Annotated in this window: 24 protein-coding genes; 13 read left to right on the forward strand and 11 right to left on the reverse strand. The window is 65.6% G+C overall.

Features of this window, described 5'->3' with window-relative positions; translation table 11 throughout:
• Positions 1-37: 37 nt before the first annotated feature.
• The 5 genes from mreC to AC5STI_RS11240 are packed head-to-tail and all read left to right on the forward strand — an operon-like array spanning position 38 to position 5,552.
• Positions 38-979, forward strand: a complete 942-nt coding sequence (mreC, locus tag AC5STI_RS11220) for a rod shape-determining protein MreC (RefSeq protein ID WP_475047396.1) — start codon at positions 38-40, stop codon at positions 977-979.
• On the forward strand, positions 972-1,511 hold the full coding sequence (locus tag AC5STI_RS11225) for a rod shape-determining protein MreD (protein ID WP_495446695.1): 540 nt from the start codon (positions 972-974) through the stop codon (positions 1,509-1,511). Before mreC ends, AC5STI_RS11225 begins: the two co-directional genes overlap by 8 nt.
• Positions 1,508-3,454, forward strand: coding sequence for a penicillin-binding protein 2 (gene mrdA, locus AC5STI_RS11230; RefSeq protein ID WP_475047399.1), 1,947 nt, complete (start codon positions 1,508-1,510; stop codon positions 3,452-3,454). The genes AC5STI_RS11225 and mrdA overlap by 4 nt, the downstream gene beginning before the upstream one ends.
• Entirely contained in the window at positions 3,451-4,602 is a 1,152-nt protein-coding gene (rodA, locus tag AC5STI_RS11235) for a rod shape-determining protein RodA (RefSeq protein WP_495446696.1), read from the forward strand. Before mrdA ends, rodA begins: the two co-directional genes overlap by 4 nt.
• Positions 4,603-4,619: 17 nt before the next feature.
• The gene (locus AC5STI_RS11240; RefSeq protein WP_495446697.1) at positions 4,620-5,552 is read left to right on the forward strand and encodes a 2-hydroxyacid dehydrogenase; all 933 of its coding nucleotides are present in this window, start codon (positions 4,620-4,622) and stop codon (positions 5,550-5,552) included.
• A 116-nt stretch (positions 5,553-5,668) separates the two neighbouring features.
• Here AC5STI_RS11240 and AC5STI_RS11245 read toward each other — a convergent pair whose 3' ends face one another.
• From AC5STI_RS11245 to AC5STI_RS11275, 7 genes are all read right to left on the reverse strand, one after another.
• Entirely contained in the window at positions 5,669-7,684 is a 2,016-nt protein-coding gene (locus AC5STI_RS11245) for a M3 family metallopeptidase (RefSeq protein ID WP_495446698.1), read from the reverse strand.
• 111 nt (positions 7,685-7,795) lie between these two features.
• Positions 7,796-8,146, reverse strand: a complete 351-nt coding sequence (locus tag AC5STI_RS11250) for a hypothetical protein (RefSeq protein WP_495446699.1) — start codon at positions 8,144-8,146, stop codon at positions 7,796-7,798.
• Positions 8,147-8,155: 9 nt separating this feature from the next.
• A complete protein-coding gene (locus AC5STI_RS11255) occupies positions 8,156-9,205 on the reverse strand; it encodes a HesA/MoeB/ThiF family protein (RefSeq protein ID WP_495446700.1) in 1,050 nt (349 codons plus the stop codon).
• A complete protein-coding gene (dut, locus tag AC5STI_RS11260; protein ID WP_495446701.1) occupies positions 9,205-9,660 on the reverse strand; it encodes a dUTP diphosphatase in 456 nt (151 codons plus the stop codon). The genes AC5STI_RS11255 and dut overlap by 1 nt, the downstream gene beginning before the upstream one ends.
• Before the next feature lie 37 nt (positions 9,661-9,697).
• Positions 9,698-10,894, reverse strand: a complete 1,197-nt coding sequence (gene coaBC / locus AC5STI_RS11265; RefSeq protein ID WP_495446702.1) for a bifunctional phosphopantothenoylcysteine decarboxylase/phosphopantothenate--cysteine ligase CoaBC — start codon at positions 10,892-10,894, stop codon at positions 9,698-9,700.
• A gap of 222 nt (positions 10,895-11,116) precedes the next feature.
• Positions 11,117-11,953 carry a ChaN family lipoprotein gene (locus AC5STI_RS11270; protein ID WP_495446703.1) on the reverse strand — a complete coding sequence of 279 codons (837 nt, stop codon included), beginning with the start codon at positions 11,951-11,953 and terminating at the stop codon, positions 11,117-11,119.
• Positions 11,950-12,828 (reverse strand): RNA polymerase factor sigma-32, encoded by an 879-nt coding sequence (locus AC5STI_RS11275; RefSeq protein ID WP_475047416.1) that lies wholly within the window; start codon positions 12,826-12,828, stop codon positions 11,950-11,952. The genes AC5STI_RS11270 and AC5STI_RS11275 overlap by 4 nt, the downstream gene beginning before the upstream one ends.
• A gap of 276 nt (positions 12,829-13,104) precedes the next feature.
• Between AC5STI_RS11275 and cobU the strand changes: the two genes are divergently transcribed.
• From cobU to AC5STI_RS11295, 4 genes are all read left to right on the forward strand, one after another.
• The gene (cobU, locus tag AC5STI_RS11280; RefSeq protein WP_495446704.1) at positions 13,105-13,623 is read left to right on the forward strand and encodes a bifunctional adenosylcobinamide kinase/adenosylcobinamide-phosphate guanylyltransferase; all 519 of its coding nucleotides are present in this window, start codon (positions 13,105-13,107) and stop codon (positions 13,621-13,623) included.
• Complete coding sequence (locus tag AC5STI_RS11285) at positions 13,620-14,201, forward strand: histidine phosphatase family protein (RefSeq protein WP_495446705.1); 582 nt, start codon at positions 13,620-13,622, stop codon at positions 14,199-14,201. The genes cobU and AC5STI_RS11285 overlap by 4 nt, the downstream gene beginning before the upstream one ends.
• A gap of 58 nt (positions 14,202-14,259) precedes the next feature.
• A complete protein-coding gene (locus tag AC5STI_RS11290; protein ID WP_495446706.1) occupies positions 14,260-14,943 on the forward strand; it encodes a glutathione S-transferase in 684 nt (227 codons plus the stop codon).
• A gap of 113 nt (positions 14,944-15,056) precedes the next feature.
• Complete coding sequence (locus tag AC5STI_RS11295; protein ID WP_495446707.1) at positions 15,057-16,565, forward strand: YifB family Mg chelatase-like AAA ATPase; 1,509 nt, start codon at positions 15,057-15,059, stop codon at positions 16,563-16,565.
• On the opposite strand, the gene AC5STI_RS11300 is transcribed toward AC5STI_RS11295, so the two are convergent.
• From AC5STI_RS11300 to rsmI, 4 genes are all read right to left on the reverse strand, one after another.
• Positions 16,554-17,462: an alpha/beta hydrolase fold domain-containing protein gene (locus tag AC5STI_RS11300; protein WP_495446708.1), complete on the reverse strand. Its 909-nt coding sequence runs from the start codon at positions 17,460-17,462 to the stop codon at positions 16,554-16,556. The genes AC5STI_RS11295 and AC5STI_RS11300 overlap by 12 nt on opposite strands.
• Positions 17,462-18,397 (reverse strand): glutathione synthase, encoded by a 936-nt coding sequence (gene gshB / locus AC5STI_RS11305; protein ID WP_495446709.1) that lies wholly within the window; start codon positions 18,395-18,397, stop codon positions 17,462-17,464. The genes AC5STI_RS11300 and gshB overlap by 1 nt, the downstream gene beginning before the upstream one ends.
• A 71-nt stretch (positions 18,398-18,468) precedes the next feature.
• Positions 18,469-18,843 carry a YraN family protein gene (locus AC5STI_RS11310; RefSeq protein WP_475047428.1) on the reverse strand — a complete coding sequence of 125 codons (375 nt, stop codon included), beginning with the start codon at positions 18,841-18,843 and terminating at the stop codon, positions 18,469-18,471.
• Between the two features lie 3 nt (positions 18,844-18,846).
• Positions 18,847-19,704, reverse strand: coding sequence for a 16S rRNA (cytidine(1402)-2'-O)-methyltransferase (gene rsmI / locus AC5STI_RS11315; protein WP_495446710.1), 858 nt, complete (start codon positions 19,702-19,704; stop codon positions 18,847-18,849).
• Between the two features lie 87 nt (positions 19,705-19,791).
• Here rsmI and AC5STI_RS11320 point away from each other — a divergent pair, with 87 nt between their 5' ends.
• From AC5STI_RS11320 to AC5STI_RS11335, 4 genes are read left to right on the forward strand one after another with little or no spacing between them, the layout of a single operon-like run.
• Positions 19,792-20,958, forward strand: coding sequence for a penicillin-binding protein activator (locus AC5STI_RS11320; protein WP_495446711.1), 1,167 nt, complete (start codon positions 19,792-19,794; stop codon positions 20,956-20,958).
• Positions 20,918-23,758 (forward strand): [protein-PII] uridylyltransferase, encoded by a 2,841-nt coding sequence (locus tag AC5STI_RS11325; protein ID WP_495446712.1) that lies wholly within the window; start codon positions 20,918-20,920, stop codon positions 23,756-23,758. Before AC5STI_RS11320 ends, AC5STI_RS11325 begins: the two co-directional genes overlap by 41 nt.
• On the forward strand, positions 23,755-25,305 hold the full coding sequence (gene murJ / locus AC5STI_RS11330) for a murein biosynthesis integral membrane protein MurJ (protein ID WP_495446713.1): 1,551 nt from the start codon (positions 23,755-23,757) through the stop codon (positions 25,303-25,305). Before AC5STI_RS11325 ends, murJ begins: the two co-directional genes overlap by 4 nt.
• Positions 25,302-25,889 carry a Crp/Fnr family transcriptional regulator gene (locus AC5STI_RS11335; protein WP_490399791.1) on the forward strand — a complete coding sequence of 196 codons (588 nt, stop codon included), beginning with the start codon at positions 25,302-25,304 and terminating at the stop codon, positions 25,887-25,889. Before murJ ends, AC5STI_RS11335 begins: the two co-directional genes overlap by 4 nt.
• Positions 25,890-25,942: the final 53 nt, after the last annotated feature.

Consider the following 25,942-nt stretch of genomic DNA (forward strand, 5'->3'; position numbering starts at 1 on the left):
CAGCTGACAAGCTGGAAGGGCGGCTGGAAGGAGAACCGTGGCGAAGGACAAGTCACAGCGCGACGATTACGCAACCCCGCTGCGGCGTCTGCTGACAGCGGTGCTGTGCCTGTGCCTGGCCGCGATCTTCATCGTCTGGCGGATCGACAGCCCGCGGGTGGAACGCTTCCGCGCCCAGGTTGTCGACAAGGTGGTGCCCAGCATGGACTGGGCGATGGTGCCGGTAACCGCCACAATCAATCTGCTCCGCGACTTCCAAAGCTACCAGCGCTTGTCCGAGCAGAACCGCGAGCTGCGCAGCGAGCTGCGGCAGATGCGGGCCTGGAAAGAGGCAGCCCTGCAGCTGGAGCAGGAAAACGCCCGGCTGCTGGATCTCAACAACGTGCGGCTCGACCCGCAGCTCACCTATATCACCGGGGTGGTGATGGCCGACAGCGGCTCCCCCTTCCGCCAGTCGGTGCTGCTGAACGTGGGCAGCCGCGACGGGGTGCATGACGGCTGGGCGGCGATGGACGGGATCGGGCTGGTGGGCCGGATCTCCGGAACCGGGCACAACACTGCGCGGGTGGTCCTGCTGACCGACGCCGCCAGCGCGGTGCCAGCCACCATCCAGCCCTCGGGCCAGACCGCGTTGGTGACCGGCGACAACAGCGCCGCCCCGGTACTGAGTTTTCTGGAAAACCCAGACATGGTGCGCCCCGGCGACCGGGTGATCTCCTCCGGCGATGGCGCGGTGTTTCCGGCCGGGCTGCTGATCGGCCAGGTCGCCAAGGACCGTTCAGGCCGGATGCGGGTGCGGCTGGCCGCGGATTACAGCCGGCTGGAGTTCCTGCGGGTGCTGCGCCACCATGGCACCGAAGTGATCCAGGACCCGGGCGGGCTGGTCGGGGCACCTCCCGGCGATCCGGTTCCGCAACCGCGGCCCGAGGGATTGGGGGCCGAGAGCGCTGGCAGCACGGCCGAGGCAGGCAATGGCTAACACCTCCCCTGCCCGGATCTGGACCATGCGCGCGGCATTCCCGGCGCTGGCGCTCATGATCATGTTCTTTCACCTGCTGCCGCTGGAGACCGAGCCGCGCTTCTGGGCGCCGCCGGACCTGCTGATTCTGCTGGCAATGGCCTGGTCGCTGCGGCGGCCTGATTTTGTGCCGGCGCTGTCGATCGGCCTGGTGATGCTGCTGGCCGATCTGCTGTTTCAGCGCCCGCCGGGCCTGCTGGCGCTGCTCACCGTGCTGGGCTGCGGCTTTCTTAAGGCCCGCGCCGCCCCGCACCGCGAGAGCACCTTTGCCAGCGAGTGGCTGGCGGTGGCCGTCGCGGTGACCGGGATCGCCACCGTGAACCGGCTGGTTCTGGTCCTGTTCGGCGTTCAGCAGGCGCCGCTCGGCCTGACGGTGATCGAGGCGGTTATGACCATCGCCGCCTACCCGCTGGCGGTTTGGGCCAGCCAGTCTATTCTGGGTGTGCGCAAACTGTCCCCTGCTGAAGCTGAAACCCTGGTGAGCCGCCGATGAAACGCAATTCCAAGGACGTGGATGCCTCACACGGCAGGATGACCCGGCGGGCGCTGTTCCTGGGCGGGCTGCAGCTGGCCTTTGCCGGCGGGCTGGCGGCCCGGATGCGCTATCTGCAGGTGGATCAGGCTGATGAATTCCGCCTGCTGGCCGAGGAAAACCGGATCAACATCCGCCTGCTGCCGCCCGCGCGCGGCCAGATCTTTGACCGCAACGGGCTGATCATCGCGCAGAATTCACCCTCTTACCGGATCACAGTGGTGCCTGAGGACGCGGGCGACGTGGAAGAGGTGATCGGCAAGCTTTCCAGCCTGGTGCTGCTGGATCCGGAGGATCTGGAGCGCGCCCGCACCGAAATGCGCCGCTCGCCGCCGTTCCTGCCGATCACCCTGGCCGACCGGATCGGCTGGGAGGACATCTCCAAGGTGGCGGTGAACGCCCCCGCCCTGCCCGGCGTCACGCCGGAGGTCGGCCTGACGCGGGTCTATCCGCAACTGGGCGATTTCGCCCATGTGGTGGGCTACGTGGGGCCGGTATCCGACTATGATCTGAGCAAGATGGAAGATCCGGAGCCGGTGCTGCTGATCCCGCGCTTCCAGATCGGCAAGGTGGGGTTCGAGGCCAAGCGCGAGGATGTGCTGCGCGGCAAGGCCGGTGCCAAGCGGGTGGAGGTCAACGCCACGGGCCGGGTGATGCGCGAGCTGGACCGGCGGGAGGGGATCTCCGGCGCCGATATGCAGCTGACCATCGACGCCATGCTGCAGAACTATGTGCAGGCGCGGCTGGGCCGGGAAAGCGCCGCCGCGGTGGTGATCGACTGCGAGGACGGGGACATCCGCGCAATCTGCTCCTCGCCCAGCTTTGACCCCAACCTGTTCGTGCGCGGCATTTCGGTGGCCGACTACCGGATGCTGACCGAGGACAAATACCGCCCGCTGTCCAACAAGACCGTGCAGGGCACTTACCCGCCAGGATCGACCTTTAAGATGATCACCGCGCTGGCAGCGCTGGAAGAAGGCGTGGTCGGCCCGGAGGAAACAGTCTGGTGCCCCGGATACCTCAAGGTTGCGGGCCGCCGGTTCCACTGCTGGAAGCGTGCAGGCCACGGGCATGTTGACCTGAACACCTCGCTGAAGCGGTCCTGCGACGTCTATTACTATGACGTGGCCATCAAAACCGGCATCGACAAGATTTCTGCCATGGCGAACAAATTCGGGCTTGGCATCAAGCACGACCTGCCGATGTCCGCGGTGGCACAGGGGATCACCCCGACCAAGGATTGGAAGGCTAGTTCCTATGGCAAGGACTGGCTGATCGGCGACACTGCAAACGCGTCGATCGGCCAGGGCTACATGCTGGCCTCACCCCTGCAGCTGGCGGTGATGTCGGCGCGCATTGCCACCGGGCGCAGCGTGACCCCGCGGCTCTTGAAATCGCTGGACGGCGTGGAGCAGCCAAGCGGTGCCGGCGAGCCTTTAGGGGTCAGCGAAAGCAGCCTGCGGATGGTGCGCAAAGGCATGTATTCGGTCAGCAATGACCGCCGCGGCACCGCCTACCGGTCGCGCATCATCGGCGAAGGCATGCGGATGGCGGGCAAGACCGGCACCAGCCAGGTGCGCAACATCACTGCCGCCGAGCGTGCCGCAGGTGTGATCCGCAATGAGGACCTGCCCTGGGAGCGCCGTGACCACGCGCTGTTCGTGAGCTTCGCGCCCTATGACAACCCGAAATACGCGGTGGCCGTAGTGGTTGAACACGGCGGCGGCGGTTCCAAGGCGGCGGCACCGATTGCCCGCGACGTGATGCTGCAGGCGCTTTACGACGGCACCCCGCCGCTGGAGGCCTACCCCAAGGCCGATCGCAGCCGCATCAAGGCCCAGCAGGAACGGCTGGAACGCGAGCGCGTCAAACGGCCCCTGGGCAGCAGGAGCAGCCGGGCATGAGCTATCTTGAGTACCACGCCAAGTCGACCCCCACGGGTCTGCGCAAGATCCTCTATCTGAACTGGGGATTGACGCTGCTGCTGGTCACGGTCGCCTGTGTCGGCTTTCTTATGCTCTACTCGGTGGCGGGCGGTTCCTTCAGCCCCTGGGTGGAGCCGCAGGTCAAGCGGTTTGCCCTGGGCCTCGCCGCCATGTTCGTGGTTGCGATGATCCCGATCTGGTTCTGGCGCAATGTCTCGGTGGTGGCTTACCTGGGGTCGCTGGCGTTGCTGGTCGCGGTGGAGCTGTTCGGCACCGTCGGCATGGGCGCGCAGCGCTGGATCGACATTGGGTTTATGCGGCTGCAACCCTCGGAAGTCACTAAGATTGCCCTGGTGATGCTGCTGGCGGCTTATTACGACTGGCTGCCGCCCGAGAAAACTTCCAGGCCCCTGTGGGTGCTGCTGCCGGTGGCCCTGATCCTGCTGCCCACGGCTCTGGTGCTGAAACAGCCGGACCTTGGCACCTCGATCCTCTTGATGGCGGCAGGCGGCGGGGTGATGTTCCTCGCGGGCGTGCACTGGGCCTATTTCGCCGCGGTGATTGCAGCCGCTGTGGGACTGGTCAGCGCCGTGTTCCAAAGCCGCGGCACCGAGTGGCAGCTCTTGAAGGACTATCAGTTCCGCCGCATCGACACCTTTCTGGATCCCTCGCAGGACCCCTTGGGCGCGGGCTATCACATCACCCAGTCCAAGATCGCGCTCGGCTCCGGCGGCTGGTCGGGGCGCGGCTTCATGCAAGGCACCCAATCGCGGCTGAACTTCCTGCCGGAGAAACACACCGACTTCATTTTCACCACCCTGGCAGAAGAATTCGGCTTTATCGGCGGCGTGACCCTTCTGTTCATCTACATCCTGATCATCCTGTTCTGCATCGCCGCGGCGATTGCGACCAAGGACCGGTTCTCCTCGCTGGTGATCATGGGCATCGCCATCACCTTCTTCCTGTTCTTTGCTGTGAATATGTCGATGGTGATGGGGCTGGCGCCGGTGGTTGGCGTGCCGCTGCCGATGGTGTCTTATGGCGGCTCGGCGATGCTGGTGCTCTTGGGCGCCTTCGGCATCGTGCAAAGCGCCCATATCCACCGTCCAAGGCAAGCCTCACGCTAGAAATTCAGGGAGTTTCCATGACCGCCAATGTCCTGTTTGCAGGCCGCGCCGATAGCTGGCCAACCTATGAGCCGCTGCTGAAAGCGGAGCTGGTCCGGCTGGGTGTTGAGGCAGACCTGCGCAATGATTTTGCGCCGGAAGAGGTGGACTACATCGTCTACGCCCCCAGCGGTCCGGTCAGTGATTTTACCCCGTTCAGCCGGCTGAAAGCCGTGCTGAGCATGTGGGCCGGCGTTGAGAAAATTGTGCCTGTTGTTCCTGCCGCGGTTCCGCTCACCCGGATGGTGGACAGCGGGCTGGAACAGGGCATGACCGAATGGGTGGTTGGCCACACGCTGCGCTATCACCTGGGCATGGACATGCATATCCAAGGGCTGAACGGGCGCTGGCACCGGCATATCCCGCCGTTGGCCAAGGACCGGCACGTCACCGTGCTGGGCCTCGGCGCGCTGGGTACCGCATCGGCCAGGGCGCTGGCGGGGCTGGGGTTTGATGTCTCCGGCTGGAGCCGCACCCCGAAGGAGATCGAAGGCATCACCTGCCACGCCGGGCCCGAGGGGTTAAAGGCGGCGCTTAAGCTCGCGGAAATCGTGATCCTGCTGCTGCCGGACACGCCTGCGACTGAAAACACGCTGAACGCCGAAACGCTGGCCCTGCTGCCCAAAGGGGCAATGATCATCAACCCGGGCCGCGGGCCATTGATCGACGATGACGCGCTGCTGGCCGCGCTCGGCAGCGGCCAGGTGGGCCATGCGACACTGGATGTCTTCCGCATCGAGCCGCTGCCGCCGGAACACCCCTATTGGGCGCATCCCAATGTAACGGTGACCCCGCATATCGCCTCGGAAACCCGCGAAAGCACCGCGGCCGAAGTCATTGCCGAAAACATCCGCCGCGCCGAGGCTGGCGAGCCGCTGCTGCACCTCGTCGACCGCAGCCTCGGCTACTAAACGAAAAAGAGCGGACAGCCGCCCGCTCTTTCATCTTTCCCAAATACTCAAGCCCCGCTGCCCGGAAGGCGGCTTTGCCGCCGGAAGGGGAGGCAGCGCCCGTCAGGGCGCTTCACTTACTCCGCAGCCAGCCCGCGGCCTTTCAGCAGCGCATCAACACCGGGCAGCCGCCCGCGGAAGGCGGTATACAGCTCCGCCGGGTCCGCGGAACCGCCGGTAGAAAGGATATGCGCCTCCAGCGCCTTGGCACGTTCCGAGTCAAAGGCCCCGCCTGCTTCCTCAAAGGCGGCAAAGGCATCGGCGTCCATCACCTCCGACCACATGTAGCTGTAGTAGCCCGAGGAGTAGCCGTCGCCGGAAAACACATGCGCAAAATGCGGCGTGGCGTGGCGCATGATGATCGCGTGCGGCATACCGATTTCCGCCAGCACCTCGGCCTGCTTGGCCATCGGGTCGGAAGGTGCCGGGCCGTCATGGAAGGCCAGATCCACCAGCGCAGAGGCCGCATACTCCACGGTCTGGAAGCCCATGTCGAAATTGGCCGCGCCCAGCACCTTCTCCAGCATCTCCTGCGGCATCGGCGCGCCCGTTTCCGCGTGGGTGGCAAACTCCTGCAGCACTTCAGGCACCTCCAGCCAGTGTTCATAAAGCTGGCTGGGCAGCTCGACAAAATCGCGTGCCACCGACGTGCCGGAGATGCTCTCATAGGTCACATCCGACAGCATCTGGTGCAGCGCATGGCCGAATTCATGGAACAGGGTGCGGGCATCATCCCAGGACAACAGCGCAGGGTCGCCCTTGGCGAAGTTGCAGACGTTGATCACCACCGGCGCCTGCACCTCGGGGAACTTGGCCTGCTGCCGCATCGCGGAACACCAGGCGCCGGAACGTTTCGAGCTGCGGGCGAAGTAGTCGCCGATGAACACCGCCACATGCCGGCCGCCCCGGGTCACCTCCCAAGCGCGGCAGTCGGGGTGGTAGAGCGGCACATCCAGCGGTGTGAACTCCAGCCCGAACAGGCGGTTTGCGCAGGCAAAGGATGCCTCGATCATCCGGTCCAGCTGCAGATAGGGCTTCAGCTCCGCATCATCCAGATCGTGTTCGGCCTTGCGGCGTTTCTCCGCATAATAGCGCCAGTCCCAGGGCTCCAGGTCGCCGTTGATGCCATCGGCCTGCATCATCCCGGTCAGCACGTCCGCATCCGTTTCCGCCTGCGCCTTGGCCGCCTCCCAGACCTCCATCAGCAGCCCGCGCACCGCCTCCGGTGTCTTGGCCATTTCGGTTTCCAGCTTGTATGCGGCAAAGTTATCATAACCCAGAAGCTGCGCCCGCTCCTCGCGCAGCTGCAGGATCTCGGCCGCAATCGCACGGTTGTCGGTCTCACCGCCATTGGCGCCGCGGGCGGCCCAGGCGTTGAACGCTTTCTCGCGCAGGTCGCGTCGCGGGGAGAACTGCAGGAACGGCGTGATCAGCGAGCGCGACAGGGTCACAACCGGGCCGCCCGCGCCCTTTTCCTCCCCCGCTGCGCGCGCGGCCTTTACGACAAACTCCGGCAAGCCTTCCAGATCGCCCTCGGACAGCTCCATGAACCAGTCGCGTTCATCCGCCAGCAGGTTTTGGGTGAACTGGGTGCCCAGGGTCGCCAGCCGCCCCTTGATTTCCTGCATCCGGGTGTCGGCCGCGCCCTCCAGCGCCGCGCCGCCGCGGACAAAACCGCGATGGGTCAGCATCAGGACGCGCTGCTGCTCTGCTGTCAGATCCAGCTCCTCCCGCTGGTCCCACACCGCCTTGACCCGCGCATACAGCGCCTTGTTGGCAGTAATGGCGGAGAAATGCGCTGCAAGCTTCGGCGAAAACTCCCGCTGCAGCTCCTGCCGCTTGGGGTTGTTGTCGGCACCTGCCACGGTGAAGAACACGCCCAGCACCTGCTCCAGTTCCCGGCACGGGGTTTCCAGCGCCTCGATTACATTGGCAAAGCCAGGCGGCTCGCTGCTGCTTGCGATGGCGTCTATCTGTGCCTTGTGCGACGCCAGCGCCTGCTCCAGCGCGGGGGCGAAATCGTCATCGGAAATGCTGTGGAACGGCGCGATTTCAAACGGCGTGTCCCAGCGGGACAAAAGCGGGTTGGACATGTGCTGATCTCCTTTGCTGGCGACGCTAGCGGGAAAGCCAGGGGGCTGCAATCAGGCTGAGAAACGCGCATAAGCTTGTCTGGGCCTCCAAGCTCTGAAGGCATGGGCTGTTCAGCCGCCAGCCCCCAGGCCGTCCGCCAGAACCGCTGGAATGATCCGGATCGGAACCCCTGCCACATTGGCTGCGCGGGCGATCCGCCACTCGAACCGGCCCATCGCGCCATCGGTGTCAATCAGCACAACCACAGGCTCCTTCCCGGTGATTTCCGCCGCAAACATCGACTGCTGGAGACTGTCCAGGCTGCTGCGCTTGTCTAGGCCGAATTCGATGACCCGGTTGCCGTTTTCACAGTCAGTCCGGATCGACGCCGCGCCGCCAGGATAGGTGAACTCATGCACCGTTTCCGGCTGGCCGCCGAACAGGGCGCCGCACAGCAGCGCAATGTAGTAGGCTTCGTTCACGGGAAACGATCAGCTTTCTGGCGTGCCGCCGCAGGCCGGGCAACTGTCCCGCCGGGACAGCCGGATCTTGCGGGTTTCACCATAGAGCCCGTCATAGATCAGCATCTCGCCCCGCAGGACGGCTCCGGCCCCGGTGATCTGCTTGACCGCCTCCACCGCCATCATCGACCCGACCACGCCCGGCAGCGGGCCGATCACCCCGGCCTCGGAGCAACTGGGCGCCAGGCCGGCAGCGGGAGCCTCGGGGAAGATGCACTGATAGCAAGGCCCGCTTTCGGCCGGGTGAAACACGCTCAGCTGCCCCTCCCACTGCGACAGCGCGCCGGAAATCAGCGGCTTGCCCAGCGCCACGGCGGTGCGGTTTGCCAGATAGCGGGTGTCAAAGTTATCGGTGCCGTCCAGGATCAGGTCATACTCCGCAAACAGCTCCGCCGCGATCTCTTCCGTCAGGCGGCGGTTGTACGGACGCACCTCCACATAGGGGTTCTGAGCCTCCATCGCGGCCTGAGCGGAGAACACCTTGGGCGTGCCGATATCCTTGTCGCGGTGGATCACCTGGCGCTGCAGATTGGCATTGTCGACCTGATCGTCGTCGATCACCCCTATGGTGCCAATACCGGCGGCGGCCAGATACTGCAGCGCAGGTGCGCCGAGACCGCCCGCGCCGATCACCAGCACCTTGGCATGCTTCAGTCTCTTCTGCCCCGGCCCGCCCAGTTCCCGCAGGACGATATGGCGGGCATAGCGGTCAAGCTCGCTTTCGGTGAACGTCCCTGCGGGCTGAGTCACCGGTGTATCCTGAGGCTGGGCGCGGGTCTTCAAAGCCGTCACGATACGCGCATAGAATCCGGCCACAAGGGCAACGCCGCCCAGCATCAGCCAGGGTGCCACCGAGCCGCCGGTCCCTTCGCGCAAGGGATGCCCGTCCGGCAGGGTCAGCTGCACCGCCAGCACGGCGAGGAACAGCACCGCCAGCAGCGTGATACGCAGATTGCGCGGCAGGCCAAGGAACCGGCCGCCCCACCAGATCAGCGCTGCCAGGATCAGGATCCGCAGCATCAGGCCTGCCCGGTGGAGCCAAAGCCGCCAGCACCGCGTCTGGTTTCTGACAGCGTATCCGCCAGCTCGAAACCCGCTTGCAGCACCGGGGCCACCACCATTTGCGCAATACGGTCGCCGTGCGCGATCTGAAATGCCTCCTGCCCCGCATTCAGCAGGATTACCCCCAATGGACCGCGGTAGTCGCTATCGATGGTGCCCGGGGTGTTGGGCAAGGTGATCCCGTGTTTCAGCGCCAGCCCGGAGCGGGGCCGGATCTGCACCTCATAGCCTGCCGGGATCTCAATGCGCAGCCCGGTGGGGACCAGAGCCCGCTCCCCCGGCTGCAGCACCAGGCAGCCTCGGTCCGGCAGGTTGGCACGCACATCGGCGCCGGCGGCACCAGCAGTCTCATAAGTCGGCAGCGGCACATCCCGGTCCGCAGCTTCCTCATGGCTCACACGGATCGTGACCATACCCGCTCCCTCTTCATCTTTCCCAAAATACTCAAAATCACCCGGCCAGCGCCGCAGCAATCCGTTCTGCCAGCTTGCGCGCGACCTCATCCTTGCCCATGCGCGGCCACTCCTCAGCACCGTCGTCAGAGATCAGGACCACCGCGTTTTCGCTGCCGCCCATGATGCCGGTTGCAGGCGAGACGTCATTGGCGACGATCCAGTCGCAGCCCTTGCGCTTGCGCTTGGCAGTGGCGTTCTCGACCACGTCGTTGGTTTCCGCGGCAAAACCAACCACCAGCGGCGGGCGGCCGTCCTTCATCTGCGAGACGGATTTCAGAATGTCGGGGTTCTCCGCGAACTCCAGAACCGGCAGCCCGTCCTTGGATTTCTTCAGTTTGCGGTCAGAGGCACTGGCGACCCGCCAGTCCGCCACCGCGGCGGCAAAGACCCCGGCATCGGCGGGCAGCGCCGCTTGCACCGCCGCCTCCATCTCGCGGGCGCTTTCCACCGGCACCACCTGCACGCCCTCCGGCGGGCGGACCGCTGCCGGGCCTGTGATGAACACCACGTCCGCGCCCTGGTCCCGCAGAGCACGGGCGACCGCCGCCCCCTGCGCCCCGGAGGAGCGGTTGGCGATATAGCGCACCGGGTCGATCGGCTCATGCGTGGGACCGGAGGTCACCAGAATGCGCTTGCCCTTCAAGGGCCCGTCCGCAAGCTTGGCCGCGATGGCGGCCAGGATCTCCTCCGGTTCCGCCATCCGCCCGGGGCCGAATTCGCCGCAGGCCATGCTGCCCTCATTTGGGCCCACGAAAGAGACACCGTCCCCTTTCAGGGTTTCAAGATTGCGCCGGGTGGCGGGGTGGTCCCACATGCGCACGTTCATGGCGGGCGCCAGCAAAACCGGCGTGTCGGTGGCCAGCAGCAGCGTCGAGGCGAGGTCATTTGCGTGGCCCTGGGCCATCTTAGCCATCAGGTCAGCCGTTGCAGGCGCCACAACCAGCAGATCGGCGCTGCGCGACAGCTGGATATGGCCCATCTCAGCCTCCGCCGTCAGGTCGAACAGCTCCTGATGCACCGGCGTTCCGGCCAGCGCCGAGACTGACAGGGGGGTCACAAACTCGGCACCGGACTTGGTCAGCACCGGGGTCACCCGGGCGCCCTGATCCTGCAGGCGGCGGATCAGCTCCAGCGATTTATAGGCCGCGATGCCGCCGCCGATGATCAGAAGAATATGTTTGCCAGCCAGCATTTGCGCGTCCTCGCCCGGTTTGCCGCGACTGTACTGCGCCGCAGCGCAAGTGTGAAACGGTTTTCCCGGCCCCGCCCCGCAGCACGAGGGCGCACGCAGAAGCTCCCGCCTCCGCGCGGCACGGGCCTGCTGCCCCTGCCCCTGGCTGCGTTGGGCCGGGCGCCGCGCTGCGCACGGCGCGGTCAGGTACAAATGCACCGTCAGCTGCGTGCGCAAAGTTCCTCAATTGCTTTTCTGAAACACCAGACAGGGATCGGGACGTTCTGCCGCCGGGGCATCCAGCACCACATCGAAAGTGCCGCTGATCTGCCCGTCCTCCGACTGCCCCAGGCTGCGGATCCGGGCCTCAGGTCGTGCCTTGGCCAGGTACACCGCCAGCCCGCGGTCGGCGCGGGCGTGGCCATTGCCTGTAATGACAGCCACCGGACCGCCGGTTTCCGCCAGGGCCTTGTCCGCGGCAGCGGCCAAAGCCGCGTCGCGCAGGCGCTGGAAATCCACCAGAACCGGCAGCATCTCTACCGGCATCGCGTTGCAGTGATTGGCCAGCTGATCTGTTTCACGCGCCGCCTGCTCAGCAGCCGGCAGCGGCTGATCAAGACCAAAGCGTGCAGCGTCCTCCGCGCCGAAATAGGCGGCCACACCCTGATCCAGCGCCCTGTAGGCTTCCTCCCGCGGCACCAGCGCGCCGTACTGGCGGGCGCCCTTGGCTGCCGCAAAGACGGGCGCATAAAGGACGAACTCCGGCCAGCCGGACTGCGCCCAATCCAAGGCCTGCGCGACCTGCTCCGCATCTGCCATCATGTCCGGGTCAAGCCCTGCCGCCTGCTCTGCCGTGATCATCTCCCAGACCACGGCCTTGGGCTGCAACGCTGCCAGCAGCGCTGCCTGCCGCTGGTGGTGAACCGCATTGTCATGCACCTCGCCAAGTATCGCCACATCCGCGCCCCGCAGCACTTCAATCGCCTCGGACAGTTCGCCAGCGCGGGCGGCAGACAGGCTAAGCGCCGCCAGAACGGCGGCGCTTGCCAGTGTTTTCAGGATCTGAAACCGCTTTCTCATGAAAGCAGTCTGTGCACCTCGCGCGATTGGCTTTCAAGGCTCTTGCGCATCTTCTGGAAGGCTCCAGCCTCCAGCTGGCGCACCCGCTCTTTGGAGAGACCCAGCTCGGTGCCGAGGCTTTCCAGCGTACGCGGCCGTTCACGCAGCTTGCGCTCGGTGATGATGAAGCGCTCGCGGTCATTGAGCGCCTGCAGCGCCGTGACCAGCCATTTGCGCAGCTGGCGGCGGTCGTGCCGCTCCTGCACCAGCTCTTCGGCTTGGGAAGCGTCATCCTCCAGCGCATCGATCCACTCGCGACCCTCTTCTTCGGTGGACTGCACCGCGTTGAGCGAGAAGTCGGCGCCGGACAGGCGCCCCTCCATCATCTCCACATCGCGCAGCGGCACGCCGATCTCGGTGGCGATCTTCTGGTGCAGCTGATGCTGGTCCAGACGCACGCCCGAGGACCGCGCTTCCCGCTCCAGCTGCGCCTGCACCCGGCGCATGTTGAAGAACAGAGACTTCTGCGACGAGGTCGAGCCGGTACGCACCATCGACCAGTTGCGCATCACGTAGTCCTGGATCGATGCCTTGATCCACCAGACCGCATAGGTCGAGAACCGGACACCGCGGTCCGGATCGAACTTGTCGGCCGCTTTCATCAGGCCGAGGCCCGCCTCCTGGATCAGATCGTTCATCGGCGCCCCGTACCGCTTGAACTTGGCTGCCATGGAAATGGCGAGGCGCATATACGCGTTAATGAGCCGGTGCAGCGATTCGACATCACGGTCGTCGCGCCAGGCATAGGCCAGCCGCCGCTCTGTTTCGGCGTCCAAAAGCTCCGCCTTCATCGCCTGTCTCGGCAATGGGTTTTCGACTGTTTGATCAAGTGCCATGTGATTTCCCCCCGGAAACTAATTAACAAACTGCCGCCTGGGGACGCGCATGGAACAAACGGGGGCCCGGTTTATATAGGCCGACAGCAACCGCGCACTGGATGCGACTCTTGGCTCATCCAAAGGCCAAAATGGGAAGGTAAAATTTTATTTTGGCCCCTTGCACAGACTTTCCCGGCCTTAATAAGTGGAACCCCGGGATGCTGCGGTCTCTTGTCTTCACCGGGCCCTGCGGTTACCCACAGGAACGGCTTCGTACTTACAGGTTAGCAAAGAATGCCTGCAAATGTAACTTTTATTCTTGGCGGCGCCGCCTCGGGGAAGTCAGCCTTTGCCGAACAGCTTTGCATAAACTCCGGGAAAGACAGAGTTTACTGGGCTACTGCGCAAATTTTCGACAGTGAAATGCGCGCGAAAGTGTCCCGGCACCTCAAACAAAGAGGCTCGGGCTGGCGCACTGTTGAGGAACCGGAAACGGCGGGCAATGTTCTAGCCGCACTGGAGCCGGGCCAGATCTGCCTGATGGACTGCGCCACCATGTGGCTGACCAATCATTTACTGGCAGATCATGACCTGCACGCCGCCCAGGACGGGCTGCTGGCGGCTGTGGAAAGTTGCCAGGCGGACCTGGTGATCGTGTCCAATGAAACCGGCCTTGGCATCGTGCCTGAAAACGCGCTGGCCCGCCGGTTCCGCGAGGCGCAGGGGCGGCTCAACATCGCGCTGGCGGCGCGGGCGGACACCGTTGTGCAAGTGACCGCGGGGCTGCCGCTGGTGCTGAAGGGGGCCATATGATTACCCGGCTGTTCCTGATCCGGCATGGGCCAACTCACGCCAAATCAATGGTCGGCTGGTCGGACCTGCCCGCCGACCTGTCTGATTCGGCAGCGCTGGCGCGCCTGTCGGACTACCTGCCCGCAAACGCGCTGGTAGTGTCGTCGGACTTGTCCCGCGCGGCAGAGACCGCCACCGCCATCCAGGGACGCCGCCAGCGCCTGCCGCACGTGCAGGCCCTGCGCGAGATCCACTTTGGCGCCTGGGAGCTGCGGACCTGGGCCGAGGTGGACGCCGAGGACCCGGAGCGAATCCGCGCCTATTGGGAGACCCCGGGCGATGTGACCCCGCCGGGCGGCGAGAGCTGGCACCAGGTCTGCAACCGGGTGAATGCGGCGGTTGACGGGCTGATTGACGCGCACCGGGGCCGCGATCTGATCGTGGTGGGCCATTTCGGCCAGATCCTGACGCAGATTCAGCGGGCGGAGCTGCTGACCGCGGAAGAGGCCTTTGCACACCGCATCGACAACCTGTCGGTCAGCGAAGTGCTGCATGGGCCCGAGGGCTGGCAAACGGGTGTGATCAATCACCTTCCGTGACGGATAACATCACAAACATTCCATTTCGCGATACCCCGCCAGGCGCTAGCCTCCTGACATGGCTTATGAACTCTATATTGGCGACCGCATGTTCTCCAGTTGGTCCTTGCGCGGCTGGCTCATGCTCGAAAAATTCTCCCTGCCCCACACCGTGCATATGGTGGGGCTGTATTCCGGAACCATGGCCGATGACATGGCGCATCTGGCCCCTGCCCGGCTGGTGCCCGCCTTGCGCACGCCCGAGGGCACGGTGGTCGGCGAAAGCCTTGCCATCGCCGAGACCCTGGCCGAACGGCACCCGGAGGCAGGCCTGTGGCCGCCCGCCCCGGAGCAACGTGCCACGGCGCGCTGGCTTTGCGCAGAAATGGCCGCGGGCTTTGGCGCGCTGCGCAGCGCGTGCCCGATGCAACTGGCCCATGTGTACGAGGGGTTTGAGGTCTCAGAGGCTGTGAAGTCGGATCTGAACCGGATCGAAACCCTGTTTGACCATGCCCGCAAAGTTTCGGGCCGCAGCAGCGGTTATCTGTTCGGGGCGTATTCGCTGGCGGATGTGTTCTACACCCCGGTGGCGGCGCGGATCGTGGGTTACGGCCTTCCGGTGTCCGCTGAGACCCGGGACTACTGCGAACTGCTGCTGTCCGACCCCGCGGTCCTGCGCTGGCAGGAGCAGGCGCATGAAGTCAGATATGACCCTGAGCCTTACGCAATGGATCTGCCGCGGCGCCCCTGGCCGCTGGACTGAACCTGCAGCGAGCGCGAATTCTGCGTGAATTCGCCTTCGCCCGCCCCTCGCGTTAACGACTCGGAAACCACGATTGCCAAGCATTTCTCCCTGAACCAGGAGGGTTGGGAGAGATGACCGCACGGTCCTACACAGTTGCCTTTCAAGGGGTCGAGGCCCGGCTGGTCGAGGTGCAATGCGCCGTTGCCCCGGGCCTGCCCGCCTTCTCCGTGGTCGGATTGCCGGACAAGGCGGTTTCCGAGGCGCGCGAGCGGGTGCGGGCGGCCTTTGCGGCGATGTCCATCGCCCTGCCCTCGCGCCGGATCACCGTGAACCTGTCGCCGGCGGACCTGCCCAAGGAGGGCAGCCATTTCGATCTGCCGATTGCCCTGGCCCTGCTCGCCGCCATCGGCATCCTGCCGGCCGAAAAGGCCGAGGAGACCATCGCGCTGGGGGAGCTATCGCTGGACGGCCATCTGATGCCGGTGGTCGGCGCCCTGCCTGCCGCTGTGACCGCTGCGGAGGAAGGCCGGATGCTGCTTTGCCCGAAACCATCGGGGCCGGAGGCCGCCTGGGTCGATGCCGCGCAGGTGATCGGCGCCGCCACGCTGACGGAGGTGGTGCAGCATTTCACCGGCCAGCGGCGCATTGAACCTTCGGCACCCGGTGAGGCCTTCAGCGGGCTGGGCGGCAAGGACCTGCGTGACGTGAAAGGCCAGGAAACGGCCAAGCGGGCGCTGGAAATCGCTGCCGCCGGGCGCCATCATATGCTTATGATCGGCCCGCCGGGCTCAGGCAAGTCGATGCTGGCGGCGCGGTTGCCCTCGATCCTGCCGCCGCTGTCGCCCGCGGAAGCGCTGGAAACCTCGATGATTCATTCCTTGTGCGGGCTGATCGACGAGGGCGGCATCAGCCGCGCCCGCCCTTTTCGCGAGCCGCACCATACTGCTTCGATGGCGGCGATTGCGGGCGGTGGGCGGCGGGCGCAGCCCGGGGAGATCAGCCTGGCCCACAACGGCGTGCTGTTCCTGGATGAGCTGCCGGAGTTCGGCCGCCCTGTTCTGGAAACCCTGCGCCAGCCGCTGGAAACCGGCGAGGTGATGGTGGCGCGTGCCAATGCACATGTGAAATACCCCAGCCGCTGCATGCTGGTGGCCGCCGCCAACCCCTGCAAATGCGGCTATCTGGCCGATGCCAACCGCGCCTGCTCTCAGGCGCCTATTTGCGGGGCGAATTACCTGGGCCGGATCTCCGGCCCACTGCTGGACCGCTTCGACCTGCACCTGGACGTGCCGCCGGTGGATGTCGCCGACCTGGAGCTGCCGCCCAGCGCTGAAGGCTCTGCTGAGGTGGCGCAGCGGGTGGCCATCGCCCGCGAGATGCAGGCAGCGCGGTTTTATGACCATGCCGGCCTGCGCCAGAACGCCGATGCCGAGGGCGGCCTGCTGGAGGAAATCGCCGCGCCTTGTACCGAAAGCCGCGCCTTGCTGGTCCGCGCTGCCGAACGGTTCGGCCTCAGCGCGCGCGGATATCACCGGGTGCTGCGGGTTGCCCGCACGATTGCGGATCTCGCGTGCGAAGAAAAGGTCCAGCGCCCCCATTTCGCCGAGGCGCTGAGCTTCCGGCTGCCTTCAACCCGCTGAGCTGCTGTCCAGCGCCGTGACCGCAAAGGCGGCCGCCTCTTCCAGCGCCGCCTGCCCTTCCGGCAAGTGCCCGGCCATGAACTGCCAGACGTGCGGCACATCGCGCCACAGGGTGAGGCGCACGCTGCCGCCCGCGGCCTGCAGCCGTTCCGCCATCCGCTCCGCATCCGACAGCAGCACTTCGACGTCGCCTGCCTGGATCAGCACCGGCGGAGGATCGGTAAACTCGGCGAAGAGAGGCGACGCACGGGCATCAGCAGGGTCCGCGCCCGCCAGATACTGCTCCACTACCTCATTCATCCGCCCCGTCGGGATCAGCACATCCTTGGCCTGGTTGGCGCTGATGCTTGCGCCGCTCAGCGTCAGATCGCACCAGGGGGAAAACGCAACCACACCCGCCGGGCGCTCGCCCTTGGCCAGAAGCCCGCCCAGCAGTGCCAGTGCCAGCCCGCCGCCTGCACTGTCGCCCGCAAGCAGAATGTCACCCGGCCCGTACCCCATACGGCGCAGGGATTGCCACGCCGTCATCGCATCGTCATACGCCGCCGGGAACGGAGCCTCCTGCAACAGCCTGTAATCCGGTACCGCAATTTCCAACCCGGAAGCATAAGAGAGACGGGACAGCATCCCCTGATAGGCCCGGGCGCTGCCAGCCAGAAAGGCGCCGCCATGCAGGAACAGGATGACCTGCCTGCTGCGGGTCCGTCCGGCAGATACCAGATACAGCGGCACCGGTGCAGGCCGCCGCAGCACCCGGGTGTATGGCAGCGCCGGGCAGAACAGCGGCGCGGTCAGCTCAAAGACCCTGCGCGCCAGCTGCGGGCTGCTGGTCACCTGCAGCACCGGTTTCATGCCATAGCGCATCCACGCATTGATGGCCCGGCGCTGCCAGCTCATCAGCGGATCTTGGCTTCGATCGCCTGCCAGATCTTTTCGGCGATGCTCACCCCGTCAAAGCGCTCCAGCTCCTGAATGCCGGTGGGCGAGGTCACGTTGATCTCGGTCAGGTAGTCGCCGATCACGTCGATGCCGACAAAGATCTGGCCCTTTTCGCGCAGCAACGGGCCGATGGCGGCGCAGATCTCCAGATCGCGTTCGCTGAGACCAATCTTCTCGGGCCGGCCGCCCACGTGCATGTTGGACCGGGTCTCGCCCGCCGCGGGAACGCGGTTGATTGCTCCAACCGGCTCGCCATCAACCAGGATCACCCGCTTGTCGCCGTTACTGACGTCGGGCAGGAATTTCTGCACGATCAGCGGCTCGCGGCTGAAGCCGGTGAAAAGCTCGTGCAGCGAAGTGAGGTTGCGGTCGTTTGCATCCAGCCGGAACACGCCGGCGCCGCCATTGCCGTAAAGCGGCTTGAGGATCACGTCGCCATGCTTCTCCTTGAAGGTCTTGATGGTCTGCAAATCACGGGCGATGGTGGTCGGCGGCGTCAGATCCGGAAAGTTCAGAACCAGCAGCTTTTCAGGGTAATTGCGGACCCAGAACGGGTCATTCACCACCAGCGTCTGCCCCTTCAGCATGTCCAGCAGATGGGTCGAGGTGATGTAGTGCATGTCAAACGGCGGATCCTGGCGCAGCCAGACCACGTCGAAATCCGCCAGATCCACCTCGCGTTCCGGACCCAGGACCGCCGGTGTGCCTGCCACCCTCTGCACGGTCATGTCATGGCCGCGGGCGGTAATGCGGCCCTCCTGATAGGCCAGATGGTCGGGGCCGTAGAAGAACAGCTCATGCCCGCGCGCCTGGGCCTCTTCGGCCAGGCGGAAGCTGCTGTCCGCGTTGATGTCCACGCCCATGACCGGGTCCATCTGAAAGGCGATCTTCATGGCTTTATCCCTTATAAACTGGCCAAATACATGGCGCACCCCGCTCCGGGGTTCAATGGGTCAGACGCGGTTCAATCCATTCCGAAAGCGTTTTCGATGATTTCCACGGCGCCGGTTCCATCAACCAGCGCCGCGTCGAAGCGGACCGGCGTCAGCTGCCCCTGGGGCGTGTTCTCCAGATACTGCCCGGCGCTGGCATAGATGCGTTCCGCCTGCCGCGGTGTGATGCGCAGGGCAGCGGCGGCGCTGGTGGCGCTGTGCTTTACTTCAACAAACACCAGCCCGTCAGGCCCGCGCAGGATCAGGTCGATCTCGCCGCCCTGCCCGCGCCAGCGGCGCTCTGCCACGGTATAACCGCGGTTTTCATAGTGGCGGGCCACGATCTCCTCTGCCGCTTCGCCCGCCAGGTGGGCGCGGGCACCGCGGTGCTGGCGGGCGCGGGTCATGCCTCAGCTGCCCTTCGCCAGCTGCAGTGCAAGCTGATAGACCTTGCGCCGGGGCAGCCCGTGCATCTCGGCGACGATCCCGGCGGCGTCCTTGACCGAATTGCCCAGCAAAGCCGCCTGCAAATCGCTTTCCAGATCGCCTTCGCTCACCTCCGCTTCCTGCGCGCGGTCGACCAGCAGCACGATCTCCCCCTTGACCGGGCTGTCCTCCAGACCCGCGGCCAGATCCGCCAGCGGCGCACGGCGCACTTCCTCGAACTTCTTGGTCAGCTCGCGGCACATCGCTGCCGGGCGGTTGCCCAGCACCGCGGCCATGTCCGCCACCGAGGCGGCAACGCGCTTGGGCGATTCATAGAAGATCAGCGTGCCGGGGATCTCCCGCAGCTCCTCCAGCCGCTTGCGGCGGGTGCCGGAGGCATTGGGCAGGAAGCCCGCAAAGAAAAACGCATCTGTCGGCAGCCCGGCCAATGTCAGCGCAGTCGCCGCCGCCGAGGCGCCGGGTGCGCAAGTCACCGTGTGCCCGGCCTCCGCCGCGGCGCGGCTGAGGTCAAATCCCGGGTCGGCGATCAGCGGCATCCCGGCCTCGGAGGCATAGGCAACCGATTTCCCCTCCGCCAGCGCCTCCAGCAGTTTCGACCGCGCGCCGGTGCCGCTGTGGTCGTGGTAGGCGATGATCCGCCGCCCGCCCAGCGGCACGCCATGTATCTCCATCAGCTTGCGCAGCGAGCGTGTATCCTCAGCCGCAAGCACATCGGCCGAGGCAAGCACATCCAGCGCACGCAGGGTAATGTCGCGGGCAGTGCCTATCGGAGTGGCAACAAAGTACAGCCCGGGGGACAATATGACATTCTGGTGATTCAACGCTGGACCCGCCTTTTTGGTCGTTTATGATCCGTCTTTAAACCCACACGGCGCAACCGCGCCGGGAGAACGGAGTTTCAAGCCATTATGTTTGCTGTTTTCAAACGGGCCCGCAAGGCGGCATTGACAGCCGCTGCGGCACTTTCCGCCATTGCCCTGACTGCCTGTGATCCGGTTGCCATCGGCACCGGCCCGACAATTAACACGTCCAAGCCCGTGCCGGTAGCGCTGCTGGTGCCGCGCGGTTCCGCCCAGCAGGGCGACCGGGTGCTGGCCCAAAGCCTGGAAAATGCCGCCCGGATGGCAATCGGCGACCTGCAGGGGGCGCAGATCGACCTGCGGGTCTATGACACCGCAGGCAACCCGGCAACCGCCTCCACCGCCGCGCAGCAGGCGCTGGACGACGGCGCCCGGGTGATCCTGGGCCCGGTCTATGCCGAGGCCGCCAATGCGGCGGGTATCGCCGCCCGCCAGCGCGGGGTGAACGTGCTGGCCTTCTCCAACAACCCGGCGATTGCCGGCGGCAATGTCTTTATCCTGGGGCCAACGTTCGACAACACCGCCCGCAGGCTGACCAGCTTTGCGGCCCGCAACGGCAAGCGCAACATCCTGATTGTCGGCGGCAATGATGCAGCCGGCTCTGCAGGCCGTGCTGCCATCCAGCGCGCAGCCAGCGAGAGCGGTGTCAGTATTGCAGGCAGCGTGGGCTATGAGCTGTCGCAGCAGGGCGTGATCAATGCCATCCCCACCATCCGCACCGAAGTGGCGGGTGCGGATGCTGTGTTCCTGACCTCGACTACCGCAGGCGCGCTGCCGCTGCTGGCGCAGCTGATGCCCGAAGCAGGCGTCGATCCGTCGGTGACGCAATACATCGGCCTGACCCGCTGGGACATCCCGCCGCAAACCCTGACCCTGCCCGGCGTGCAAGGCGGCTGGTTTGCCCTGCCGGACCAGAGCAAGGTGCAGCAGTTCAGCGCCCGCTACCAGGCCAGCTATGGTGCAGCGCCGCATTCCATCGGCAGCCTCGCCTATGACGGCATTGCCGCCATCGGCGCCTTGGTCGCGGCCGGTAAATCCGACGCCCTGACCGGCGGCGCACTGACCCAAGGGGCAGGTTTCAGAGGGGCGGGCGGCATCTTCCGTCTGCGGCCCGACGGCACCAATGAGCGCGGCCTGGCAGTTGCCACCATCCAAGAACAGAAGGTCGTAGTCATTGACCCAGCCCCAAGCAGCTTCGCCGGCGCAGGTTTCTGAAGCCTCCGCCGGCTCCCCGCGGCACACTGCCAACGGGTATCCCGAACCGCTGGGGCCGCTCATCTGCGACCCCGCGGACATCTTTGACGCCACGGCCGTCCGTGCGCAGATCGAAGCAACGGCAGCGGATACCAGCCCGGCAGAACTGCGCGGCGAAACCGTGAAGATCCTGCGCGCCGCGAACAAGGCCGGGCGCGCAGTCATTGCCGAGGCCTTTGCCGCCAAACCCTTTGCCGCGCGCGAGCTGACCCGCTCCTACACCTTCCTCACTGACGGGCTGGTCACCACCGCGCTGCATGTGGCCAGCGGCCTGCTGCATCCGCTTGCCAACCCGACCCGCGGCGAGCGTATCGCCGTGCTGGCTGTCGGCGGTTACGGCCGGGGCGAGATGGCGCCGGCCTCGGATGTCGATCTGCTGTTCCTGACCCCCTACAAGATCACCGCCTGGGCCGAGAGCGTCATCGAATCCATGCTCTATATCCTGTGGGACCTGCGGCTGAAGGTCGGCCACGCCAGCCGCACCATCAAGGATTGCATCCGGCTGGGCGGCGAGGACTACACCATCCGCACCGCGATGCTGGAGCACCGGTTCCTGGCCGGCCACGCACCGCTGGCCAAGGAGCTGGACAAGCGGCTGCGGGCAGAGCTGTTCTCGAAGGATGCCGAGCAGTTCATCGAAGCCAAGCTGGCCGAGCGCGACGCCCGCCACCTGAAGCAAGGCCAGCGCTATGTGGTTGAGCCCAACGTGAAAGAGGGCAAAGGCGGCCTGCGCGACCTGCAGTCTCTGTTCTGGATCGCCAAGTACCTCTACCAGGTCAAGGACGCCGAAGACCTGGTGCCCCTGGGCCTGTTCCACCCCGAGGAAATGGAGCTGTTCGCCAAGGCGGCGTCCTTCTTGTGGGCGGTGCGCTCGCATCTGCATCTGGCCACCGGCCGCGCCACCGAGCAGCTGACCTTTGACATGCAGGTCGAAGTGGCTTCGCGCATGGGGTATGAGGACCGGGCCGGCCGTCGCGGCGTCGAGCTGTTCATGCAGGATTATTTCCGACACGCCACCCGCGTCGGCGACCTCACGCGGATTTTCCTGACCAAGCTGGAGGCTAGCCACCAGAAAGGCGCGCCGCTGCTAGAACGGATCTTCCGCCGCCGCCCCCGGATTAAGCCGGGCTACCGGGTGGTCCACAACCGGCTGGATGTCGTCGACCCGGAGGCGTTTCTGCAGGACAAGGTCAACCTTCTGCGGCTGTTCGAGGAAGCTCTGCGGACCGGTATGCTGATCCATCCGGACGCGATGCGGCTGGTGACAGCGAACCTGCACCTGATCGACGAAAACATGCGCAACGACAAGGAAGCGCGGAAGCTCTTCCTCGATCTGCTGCTCAAGCACGGCAACCCGGAACGCGCACTGCGGCGGATGAACGAACTGGGCGTGCTGTCTGCCTTCCTGCCCGAGTTCGAGCCGATCGTGGCGATGATGCAGTTCAACATGTACCACTCCTATACGGTGGACGAGCACACCATCCAGGTGATCGCCAATTTCGCCGCCATTGAGCGCGGCGAGCTGGAAGATGAGCTGCCGCTGTCGTCAGAGGTGCTGCGCAAGGGGCTGAACCGCAAGGTGCTGATGGTGGCGATGCTCTTGCATGACATCGGCAAGGGCCGTGCGCAGGACCATTCGATCCTCGGCGCCCAGATTGCCCGCAAGGTGGCGCCGCGGCTGGGGCTGAAACCCTCGGAATGCGAAACTGTGGAATGGCTTGTCCGCTATCACCTGCTGATGTCGGATATGGCCCAGAAACGCGATATTGCCGACCCGCGTACGGTGCGCGACTTCGCCAAGGCAGTGCAGACCGTCAAGCGGCTGGACCTTCTCTTGCTGCTGACCGTTTGCGATATCCGCGGCGTCGGACCGGACACCTGGAACAACTGGAAAGCGGCGCTGCTCAGGGCGCTCTACGGCCAGACCCGCGCCGCACTCGAAGGCGGCATGGAAGCACTGAACCGCGAGCACCGCGGCGCGTCCGCCAAGAAAGCCCTGCGCCAGGCGCTGCCGGACTGGTCCAAGGCAGACCTAAAGACAGAAACCGCCCGCCACTACCCGCCCTACTGGCACGGGCTGCATGTCACCGCGCATGTGGACTTTGCCGAGATGCTGCGCGAATTCACCGCCAAGGGCGACCCTGGCGAGGTGATGATCCGGCTCTACCCTGACGTCGACCGCGACGCCACCCGCGCCTGTTTCGTGATGGAAGACCACCCCGGCATCTTTGCCCGCATCGTCGGCGCGCTGGCGCTGGTCGGGGCCAATGTGGTGGACGCGCGCTCCTACACCACCAAGGACGGGTATGTCACGGACGCCTTCTGGATCCAGGACAGCGAAGGCCACCCCTTCGACCCGATGCGCCTGCACCGGCTCAAGCAGATGATCGAGAAGACGCTAAATGGCGAGGTAATTGCCCGCGATGCGCTGAAATCCCGCGACAAGATCAAGAAGCGCGAGCGCGCCTTCAAGGTGCCGACGCATATCACCTTCGACAACGAGGGCTCGGAGATCTACACCATCATCGAGGTCGACACCCGCGACCGGCCGGGCCTGCTCTATGACCTGGCACGCGCCCTGGCCGCGGCCAATGTCTATATTGCCAATGCGGTGATTGCGACCTATGGCGAGCAGGTGGTGGATGCCTTCTATGTCAAGGACATGTTCGGCTTGAAGTACTATTCCGAGTCCAAACAGCGGACGCTGGAGAAGAAGCTGCGCGAGGCGATTGCCGAGGGCGCAAAGCGGGCGGATATATGAAGCCAATCAGATTGCTTTCGGGGTTCCTGACCGTCGGGTTCTGGACGCTGGCCAGCCGCGTGCTGGGCTTTGCGCGCGAGATCCTGATCGCCGCCTTCATCGGCCCGGGGCCGGTGCTGGATGCCTTTATTGTGGCCTTCCGCCTGCCCAACATGTTCCGCCGCTTCTTTGCCGAAGGCGCCTTCAACGCGGCCTTTGTCCCGGCCTTTGCCAAGCGCTACGAGGCTGGCGATGACGCCAACGCCTATGCGCAGCAGGCCTTTAACCTGCTGGCTGCTGCGGTGCTGACGCTGGTCGGCCTGGGCATGGTGTTCATGCCTGGACTGGTTTGGCTCACGGCGGGCGGCTTTGTCGGCGATGCGCGGTTCGATATGGCGGTGGGATACGGCCATATCGTCTTTCCCTACATTCTGTTCATGTCGCTGGCGGCGCTGTTTTCCGGAGTGCTAAACGCCACCGGACGCTTTGCCGCCGCGGCCGCCGCGCCGGTGCTGCTCAATATCTTCGCTTGCACAGCGATGACAGCCGGGGCGATCCTGGGAGGCGATGTGGTAATTTGGCTGGTCTGGACCATCCCTGTGGCCGGCGTAGCACAATTGGCGCTGGTCTGGGTTGCCGCAGCCCGGGCAGGCATCGCTCTGCGCCCCGGCCTGCCGCGCTGGAACAGCGAAATGCGCAATCTGGTCCGGGTTGCCGTGCCTGCGGCGCTGGCCATGGGTGTCACCCAGATCAACCTTGTGGTCGGGCAATACGTAGCCTCGGACATCGAGAAGGCCGCCAGCTGGCTGTTCATCGCCGACCGCCTCTATCAGCTGCCGCTGGGCGTCGTGGGCATTGCCGTCGGCATCGTGCTGCTGCCCGCCCTGTCGCGCCGCCTGCGGGCCGGTGACGGCGCGGGCTCGCAAGACGCCCTGTCGCGTGCCGGAGAGTTCTCGCTGCTGCTGGCCGTCCCCTCCGCCGTTGCCTTCATCACCGTGCCGCTGCCACTGGTCTCTGTTCTCTATGAACGCGGCGCCACCGGCCCCGAAGACGTCGCCGCCATCGCTATCGCCGTTGCCATCTACGGCGCGGGCCTGCCGGCCTTCATGCTGCAGAAGGTGCTGCAACCGCTCTATTTCGCGCGCGAAGACACCCGGACCCCGTTCCACTATGCGCTGGTGGCGATGGCGGTGAACGCCGGGCTGGCCTTTGGACTCAAACCGGTTCTGGGCTGGATCGCCCCCGCCATTGCCGCCTCTGCCGCCGGCTGGGCCATGGTGGCGCTCTTGGCACTTGGCGCCCGCGGCATGGGGGAGGAAGCCCGGTTCGATGCCCGCTTCCGCCGCCGCGCCTGGCGTATCCTGGCCGCCTCTGCGGTGATGGGCGCGGTGCTCTACACGGTGGCGCAAACGGCGGGCTGGCTGTTCACCCTCAACTACTGGCGCTACCTGTCCCTGCTGGGTCTGGTGGTCCTGGGCGGCGTGGTCTATTTCGCCGCCGGCCAGGCGCTTGGAGCCTTCCGCCTGTCGGAATTCCGCAGTGCGCTCAGCCGCCGGAGACAGGCATGAACCGCCTCGCCTGCCCCGCTGGTACAGTTCTATTCCGCCCGGGCCAGGATTGCCCCGGCTTTGTCCGCCTCACCTCCGGCCGCATTAAGGTCACGCTGACCGCCGCCAACGGCCGCGAGGTGGTGCTCTACCGCGTCGGCCCGGGCGATGTCTGCCTGCAGACCTTCGCCTGCCTCACCGACGGGCGCACCTATGCGGCGGAAGGCGTCGCGGAAACCCCGCTGGAAGGCGAGATCATCCCGCACGCCGCATTCCGCCAGGCAATGTCGGAGGACGGGGCGTTCCGCAGCGAAGTCCTGACCGCCGTCGCCCGCCGCTTTGCCGACTATGAGCAGCTGGTCGAGGACGTCGCCCTCACCGGCTTTGACGCCCGCCTCGCCCGGGTGCTGCTGCGGCTGGCACAGAACAGCGATGAGATCCGCACCACCCATGACGCGCTGGCCGCCGAAACCGCTTCCGGCCGCGCATTCGTCACCCGCCGCCTGCGCGAATTCGCCCGCCTCGGGCTGGTCGAAACACAGCGCGGGCAGCTGCGCATCCTCGACCGCGCCGGGCTGGAGCGGGTGGCTCAGGATGAAACCTGAGCTTTGGTGACACTGTCACCGACAGCCCCCCTGCTGCGGTCTAAAATAGGCTC

The sequence above is a fragment of the Leisingera sp. CC-HEC096 genome, assembly GCF_059429235.1.